Annotated in this window: 3 protein-coding genes; 1 reads left to right on the forward strand and 2 read right to left on the reverse strand. The window is 46.2% G+C overall.

The genetic code is table 11. The annotated features are described in order from the left end of the window. Positions 1 to 517: 517 nt before the first annotated feature. Entirely contained in the window at positions 518 to 4,255 is a 3,738-nt protein-coding gene (locus P5674_RS17295; RefSeq protein WP_315670128.1) for an Ig-like domain-containing protein, read from the reverse strand. Positions 4,256 to 4,723: 468 nt separating this feature from the next. Then, the gene (locus P5674_RS17300) at positions 4,724 to 6,934 is read right to left on the reverse strand and encodes a hypothetical protein (RefSeq protein ID WP_014274941.1); all 2,211 of its coding nucleotides are present in this window, start codon (positions 6,932 to 6,934) and stop codon (positions 4,724 to 4,726) included. An 80-nt stretch (positions 6,935 to 7,014) separates the two neighbouring features. On the opposite strand from P5674_RS17300, the gene P5674_RS17305 reads away from it, so the two are divergent. Beyond that, the gene (locus tag P5674_RS17305; protein WP_014274940.1) at positions 7,015 to 8,448 is read left to right on the forward strand and encodes a proton extrusion protein PcxA; all 1,434 of its coding nucleotides are present in this window, start codon (positions 7,015 to 7,017) and stop codon (positions 8,446 to 8,448) included. The last annotated feature ends 124 nt before the right edge of the window (positions 8,449 to 8,572 follow it).

The raw sequence follows: 8,572 nt of genomic DNA on the forward strand, positions 1-8,572 counted from the left end.
TGCGGGAGTTGGTGCGGGAGTTGGTGCGGGAGTTGGTGCGGGAGTTGGTGCGGGAGTTGGTGCGGGAAACTCAAAACCCTCTGGTCGAAAGAGAATTTCCCCGCCACCACCAGGTAAAGTTTCTCCGGCTTGTCCGGTGAGGCTTTGCAAGCCTGAGTCAGTTTGTTCAAGATAAACAATGGAACTGGTAGCGATCGAAACAGCTTGTAAAACTGGTTGTTCAGGAATAAATAAGAGTTCCCCATTGGCTCCGGTCATGGTATCCCCGATCGCCCCCCCAAAGGTTTGAAATTTACCAGGAATGGGGTCAGCGGGAAAAATTAATTCAATATTATTAGTGCTTAGTAGACTATTACCGGGAATAACTCGGCGAGATATGAGAGCGAGGGTGGTCGGGATATTAACACCAGTCATAATGGGACTCCTTAATAGTGATCAAGTATTAGGGGGAAGATGGAAACAGGGGAGGATATGGGTTTAAGTGTTCTCCCCTGGTTTGGTAAATCAGGAACTATGGCTAGATAATAGTGAAATCATTAGAGCCGATAATGGTACTAATGTTATCCGTCGAAGGATCAATTGATTCCAGAATAGCCAAGTCAAAGGCGGGTAAACTGTCATCAGATAAGTCCGGGTCAAAACCGAGAATATAGTTACCTCGGAAGCCTTGATAGGTGAGGTTATTCCGGTAGAGTATCAAAGCGGAACCGCCATCTGAACCCCTTTGATTTTTGAGGGCGGCGTTAACGGCTTGAATATTATCAAAGGTGTCTTGGAAGATAATTAATTGTCGTCCGCTAATGTCAGTACCTTCTGAGCCGAGAGCGCTAATGATAGCGCTTTGGAGGGGTGCGGCGGCGGTGCCAACGGTGGGAACTAACCCCTCAAAATTGTTTTCTCCAGACAGAATTAAGAAGCGATCGTTTCCTGGATCTTTAAAATCAGTAATAATATCGACTCCCTCGCCGGGGTTGAGGTAGTAGAAGACATTGTTACCGGAATCTCCTGTGAGTAGGTCAGAACCGGCTCCCCCAGATATGGTATCATCTCCACTGCCACCATAGAGGGTATCATTGCCACTGTCTCCAAAGATGAGGTTGTTACCATCACCACCATAGACCTGATCGTTACCTGGTCCAGCAAATACGGTATCATTACCTGGTCCGGCTATAATCGAATCATTCCCAGCGCCGCCAAAGATGCTGTTATCACCAGCACTTCCCTCAATGGTGTCGTTACCTTCACCACCAAACAGGGTGTCATCTCCTTTGCCGCCAACGATAGAATCGTTACCCAGTCCACCAAAAATGGTGTTATTACCAGAGCCACCAATGAGGGTATCATTGCCCGGTCCTCCTTGAATTAGATCTCGACCAATTCCACCCCAGATGAAATCGTCGCCGTCATCTCCAAATAATTGGTTATCGCCTCGCTCAGTAATTATGGTGTCATCACCATCACCACCAAAAATGGTATCGTTACCTGTGCCACCAGTGAGGGAGTCATTACCAACACCACCACTGAGTAAATTACCATCATCACCGCCGATAATGGTATCGTCTCCACCTTCTCCAAATAGGCTGTTAATTCCACTACCACCAATGATGGAGTCGTTACCGGGTCCACCAAAGATAGAGTCGTTACCTTCGTTACCCAATAGGGTATCGTTTCCTTCTCCACCATCAATGACATCATTACCACTTCCCCCCACTAGGGAGTCATTTCCCGGACCTCCTTCGAGGATATTTCGACCGCCAACACCCACAAGGGTATCATTACCACCAAATCCTTGAATGTACTCACTCAAGGCTGTACCAACTATGTTGTCATCTTCATCAGTTCCCTGAATGAAGTCATCCACGACTGAGATACTAAAGATTTGCTGGGGTAAGGTGGCGACACTATCTGTGAGTCGGAATACTAAATCATCTACGCCAGACTCTCTACCAGAGGTGTAGATAATAGCACCAGTATTAATGCTTTCTTGGCTAAATCGATCGCCAGTTCTAATGCGATCGGTGGAGGTGGTCCCCAATCTCTGCATAATACCAGCTTGAGGCTCTCTTAATACCTCATAAAATACCTCAGTCGGAAGATTGTCTGGGTCTTCGGCAAATAGGTTATTAACTGTGATGGTTTGTTGCTGAGTTGGCAGTAGGATAATCCCGCGATTAACTACTAATTCTGGCGGTTGATTAACCTGTATAAATACAGTGGCTTGGGCAGTGTTACCACTACCATCAGTTATGGTATAGGTAAAGGTTTCCGGCTCTACAAAGCCAGGATTAGGAGTATAAGTAAATGTTCCGCCTCTGGGGTCAGCAGGACTTTGGATTAAGCCCCCCCCAGTGGTCATGGTAAATTCAATCACCCTAATAGGTTCCCCTTCAGGGTCGCTATCATTGGCGAGTACGTCAAAGGTCACTGGTTGGTTTACCCCTCGTCTCACCCGGTCATCAACTGCGTTAGGTGGCAAGTTGATAGGGGGTGGGGGTGGCGGAAGTGGAGGTACAGGAGGGGTCGGTGTGGGTGTCGGTGGTGTCGGTGGTGTCGGTGGTGTCGGTGGTGTCGGTGGTGTCGGTGTGGGTGGTGTGGGTATGCCGATGTCCAAGCCGACGACGGGGACAAAATCGGAGGCGGTTAGGTTATTGCTGTTAACCCCAATGAGAACTGCTAGGAACTCTCCATCACTACCATTACGGATAATAGCATTCCCGGCGTTTTCCTCGCTTTGGGTAATGCTGAGTTGTTCAAAGGTGAGGTTCCCCAACAAACCAATTTTATCAGTCCCACCAGTGAAGTCATTAATGACATTAGCTTCTTCTACGCTACCGCCGCCACTACCTTCGGCGATCGCAAAGGTGTCACTACCGGAACCACCTGTTAGGGTATCAGCTCCGGGACCCCCGAATAATAAATCATCTCCCACTTCTCCAGCAATTTGATCATCGCCTTCCCCGCCGATGATAGTATCGTTTCCTGGTCCGCCAAAAATAGTATCGTTGCCAACTCCCCCAAATAATAGATCAGCACCATCATTACCGAAGATTAAATCATCTCCCTCCCCACCATAAATAGTGTCGTTGCCGTCATCTCCCCAGAGGATATCATTACCTTTGTCGCCAAAAATCAAGTCATTCCCAACACCACCCCGAATGCAGTCGTTGCCGTCCCCGCCATACATAGAATCTGCACCAGGTCCCCCCAATAGGGTATCGTTGCCGAGGTTGCCGAATAGTAAGTCATTACCATCTCCACCAATCATCAGGTCATTGTCCTGACCTCCATAGGCGGTATCATTACCCGGTCCGCCGTCTAGGGTATCGTTGCCTTGGTTGCCGAAGAGTAGATCGTCGCCTTCGTCACCTTGTAGGAGGTCGTTTCCAGCTAAACCGAAGATGGTATCGTTTCCAGCTAAACCATTAATGACATCATCCCCTGATGAGCCGATAATAGAGTCATCTCCGGTGGTTCCTTGACCTATTCCTTCGATGATTTGGGCAAAGTCGCCTGGTTGAACTGAGATCACCACTTGCGCTAGGTCGGAGTCTGTGCCGTCGGTGACATTGTAACTAAAGCCATCAGTACCAAAGAAGTCTGGGTTGGGTCGATAGGTGAATATTCCGGCACCGTTGAAGATTAGGCTTCCGTTGGCGGTGCTGCTGAAGTTTTGAACGCTGAGGGTATCTCCGTCTGGGTCTGTGTCGTTGAAGAGTACATCAAAAAAGGTGTCTTGTCCCTGGCTGGTGGTGACAAAAACATCGTTGGCTATGGGAGGTTGATTTTCTCTGGGTTCTGGGTCTGGGTCAGTTCCTGGGTCAGTTCCTGGATCTGGTGATGGGTCAGTCCCTGGGTCTGGCTCTGGGTCTCCTGCATCGTCAGGGATAAAGACAAAGGAGCCGTCTGCACGGCTTTGGAGTCTACCGGGTTCTCGATTTAGAACGGTGAGGAATCCTTGGTCTTGTCCGCCGGCTCTCACTACTATTACGGTTTCACTGCTACCTTGAATTGTAGCTTCAAAGCCTGGCTCATCGGGAACAAATAGTGTGATTCCTCCCTCTCCCAGTAGGGTATCCCCTAAGCCGTTGGAGGCCGGTAATATGTTGGTGATGGACCCTGGGAAGGTTTCAAATCTGTTGGGTATTGGTTCGGCGGGAAAGATGAGAACAACTTGGTTGAGGCTGAGAATTTGATCTCCAGGAGATACTCGCAACGCAAGTTGAGCAGGGGTGGTGGGAATGGTTGAACTGGTCATGGCGTGACTCCTAATTGATGATGACTTGGGAATTTTGGCATAGACAAGGGGTTATTTTAACGATTAGGCTATGTCAATTGATGCTAATGGTTATGATTTTGGGGCTTGATTTGGGCAAGGTAGCCACATCGGTGATTTGAAGTCATCGACATAAGATGAATGGGTATCAATTTAAACAGATTAATGATGGATCAGTCAATCCTACTAGCGTAAATATCGCAGAAACTGTGACTTTTAATCATAAATTATTCAGATTTCTCGGTGACTGATTAGGGTCAATTAAGATGTATTATTGAGGATGTTTTTCATGGAAACACAATTAAAATTGACTTTTAATGGTTAATTATAGCCGAATTGGTAATTAATTAGCAGATGCAAATTTTTTGTGTTTTGGGGATGTTCTCATGAACTTAGGGGGGTATTGAACGGGATTTCAGAAATTGAATTGGATTCATATTACCCCCATTTTTACCGCGTTGGTACACTACTGACAAGGGGTAGAAGAGGTCCGAGTTGTTCTTGACCATTAACTGATAATTCACTATGACAGAGATAAAGGCGATCGCTAACCCGACTTAATAAATCCCACACAATCCTTTGTAGTCTTTGCTGATTGGCTGCCATCATATCTTCACTGGTCCAAGGCTGTCTCTGCTGTTGAATATCTTGGAGAAACACAGGCGCACCCCAAAGGCTACTAGCTCCCTCTTGGAACCAGAGGGGGGAACCTGCATCAAGCCAAAAGTGCCAGGAATGGGATTGGTGATTGACACGGTATTGGAAAATGGTGGCGAGGGTGACAGCAGGAGCCTTAACAGCCATTTCTCCCACGGGGTAGGGGTTGGCGGTAACAACTCCTCGGCGCAACAGTTCAATAAATTGGCCAGTGATTTCGACGGTTTCTAGGGGTGATGGCTGGGGTTTGTCTCTGGTATAAATATCCCAAAAGTGGATGGCGGTTTCCATTAATTCCCGCAACAGGTCGATTTGTGCGAAGGCTTTTAGGATTGGGCGATTCATGTCTATGATTAACGCTGGTGAACCTGTAACCCTAGGAATGAAAAATTCCTGGATGGCTCGGTCTAATAAGGCGACAGGACTGGGGAGGAGGTTCTGATGATACTTCTGTTGCTGTAGGGATAACCACTCACAAATATATTTATAGGTGTTGGCGGCACGGTAGCCGAGGCGGTCCCAGCGTGGAAAGGCATTAATTGGCAATAATTTCGGATTTTGCCAATCAAGGGCGAAACAGTGATCAGCTAATAAACCGGCTCGCACTGGATCGATCGCATTATGGATGGGAAAATTGGCGGCGGGTGAGTCGGGGTCTGATGTGCTGCTGTGTTTGCTCTCTGGGATATGGCTACTGATAATGGTCAGCATTTCGGCGATCGCATCTCTATCTACTAACCGCCCTAAGCCTGGATATACTAAGGCGAGTAGGGTCAGCAGCGATCGCACTATCGAAGAAGTGATCAGCGGTTGCTGTGGTTGAATTTCTTCTAGGGCAATACCCTCATGGGTTAAAATTTCTCGAATAGTATAGCGGGCGATCGCATCTAACCCCGGAGCGATGATAGCAATATCCTGGGGCTGTACCTGATCATTTTTAACCGCTTCTATGATGGTTGTAGCCGTCCGCCGCAATAGTTCAGCCCTAGAAGTGGTTTCGATCGCCAAAACTGACTGCTGAGAGTGACTCAAGTCGGGAAAGTTACCATAATCTTGATTGAGCCATGACAAAACCTCAGCACCCAGAGTTTCTGCTAAACCCTCGACCGGAGAAAGCTGTTCTATCTGACAGCGATCTTGCAACTGTGCTAGATATTTAGGATCTGCCCCTAAACCTAGTCTGACTGCACCTTGGGGATTGTAAGTAAATACTCCCATCACTTGATTCTCTAATAGAAACTCGAATAAATGGCGGGCGATCGCTGGGTATTCATCCACATCATCGGCTAAAATAACTCGATGCTGATGGAGCAGATGCCGTTGATAGGTGGGATGCTTCAACAAATGTCGCCAATATAAATCGGCTATAATGCCATAAGTTAGTAATCCCCTTTGCTGACACCAATTTTGCCAACGTAGCAGCATCTCGGTCATACAGGTGTAGGTGGTCTCACCAATGGCATCAAAAGCCTGATGGCGTTCTAAAATACTAGGCAGATCTTCAACAGGCGTGCCGCTGAGTCCTGCTAGTTGTAATAGGTCGAGGGTTGTACGGACAATGCGATCGCGCCCTCTCCCAAAGTCCGTGAGTTTTCCACTATCGATTTCAGGACTCCAAAGTTGGCTGGCAAGTTCCTGTTCTAGTTCAGGACGCAACCTCTGGGGAAATTGGGCTCTCAGGTCTAGGGCTTCAATGAGTAAAGGCCAGAACAAAAGCACTTCCGCCTGAAAAAATCCCATAATGGTGATGGCGGAAAATGGATATTGTCCAGCCGACGCTTGGGTTATCCTATCAACTAAATGCCTTTTATTGGTTCCATTGGCGGCCAAAACTAGGGGACGCAAGCCTTGTAGAGGGTGCTTGGGTTGAAATGGGGCTGAATAGGGCGCGTTGAGAGCGCCTACATACATTTGACTCCACAGACAAAATTGCTCTACCAAACGGGTAGTTTTACCTGTTCGTGAGCCTCCGGTAATCCACAGTGATTCCCAAACCACAGCCATGTTATTAAAAGTGCTAATATACCCCGTACATTACCATTGTTTCGCGCCTAACCTCAAATAGGTGTTTTTGGCAACTCACTATGACATCCTCAAATTGGACTCAGTTTAAGCGGTTTCTCAATCGTGCTAATCAGTGGTTTCGTGATACTCCTGATCGAGCTTTAGATCAGGCTTATGATGCAGCTCTAAAAATACGATCTCTGGAAAATGAGCATTTTCATGGTGAGGCGATCGGGTCGTCTTCGGATGAATATAGCGATCGAGTCTTGTCTTATTTTAAATCCGAGGTTAATAAGTATTTACAAATCATTCAAATGCGGTTAGCAGAATTTAACACTAGCCGCTCTATTTTAGGTATCTCTGAACAAATAGACCCCGCCGAACTTAATCGCAAGTTGCGGAATCCGGATGATATTGATGACCGCAATTATGACCGAAATCAAGATGCCGATACCATTGACATAATCTGTGAAAAACTAGAATTTATTGATGCTGTCACTAACCGTTATCAGAAAAAACCATCCCCCAAACAAGTACCATCACCATCTAAATCCTTGGTAAAAGTCGAAGACTTAGAAAGTCGTTCTCTGATACCTAATCAGCCAGAGAATGGACTGGTTTCGCTTCCCACAAAGTCTAAGTCTATTCTCAGTTCCGATATTCCCATTTCTCCACCAAAAGCCGAAAATAATCTTAAAGACAACCTCCAATCTGAAAACTCCGGCACTAGCTTTCTACCTCGAACTTTGCTCAGAACTGTGACTCGGATTAAACGGGAACTTAACCCAGAGTCGGAAGAACAGGTGATTAAAGATTATCGGAAATCGAAAGTTAAAACCATTATTGCGATTAGATTTATTCTCATCTTGATTTTAGTGCCACTTTTGACTCAGCAATTGTCGAAAAACTTTGTGATTGGTCCCTTAGTTGATAGGTTTTGGGTTAATGAAAACACCCCCCTATTTATGAATGTTGACATGGAAGAAGAAGCCTTAATGGAAATTGAGAGATATGAGTCTAGGTTAAAGTTTGAGATGATGGTGGGTTTCATACCAGAATTAACCCCGGAAGAGTTAGAGGAAAGAACCCAAGCCAAAGCTATCAAAATTGCTGAGGAATATCGCTCATTAAGTGCTAATTCTATTAAAAATATTTTTGCTGATATCATATCAGTGTTTACGTTTGTCTTGATTTTGTCTAACAACAAGGCAGAAGTGCAAGTTGTGAAATCATTTATGGGGGATATAATTTATGGCCTCAGTGATAGCGCGAAGGCATTTATCCTGATTTTGTTAACTGATATGTTCGTAGGTTTCCACTCCCCCCACGGTTGGGAGGTAATTCTGGAAAGTGTGGCTAGACATTTGGGAGTAGCAGAAAGCCGAGATTTTAACTTTCTGTTTATTGCGACATTTCCGGTTATATTAGATGCGGTATTTAAGTATTGGATTTTCCGCTATCTCAACCGCAGCTCACCTTCAGCAGTATCGACTTATAAGACTATGAATGAATAAAAAAAGCCAATAGTTGGGGCGGGTTTATTCATATCCTGGTGAGGAATTGATGATTGATTATGGTGGGTGAGGGCGGGTTTATTCATATCCTGGTGGGGATGCCGGGTTGACAGCAGAACCCGCC

The organism is Limnospira sp. PMC 289.06 (genome assembly GCF_032350395.1).
Taxonomy (GTDB): Bacteria; Cyanobacteriota; Cyanobacteriia; order Cyanobacteriales; family Microcoleaceae; genus Limnospira; species Limnospira platensis.

What these genes read in the sequence shown, in the direction of transcription:
- P5674_RS17300 (WP_014274941.1), bottom strand. Translation starts at nt 6,934, where the DNA reads ATGGCTGTGGTTTGGGAATCACTGTGGATTACCGGAGGCTCACGAACA.
- P5674_RS17305 (WP_014274940.1), top strand. Translation starts at nt 7,015, where the DNA reads ATGACATCCTCAAATTGGACTCAGTTTAAGCGGTTTCTCAATCGTGCT.
- P5674_RS17295 (WP_315670128.1), bottom strand. Translation starts at nt 4,255, where the DNA reads ATGACCAGTTCAACCATTCCCACCACCCCTGCTCAACTTGCGTTGCGA.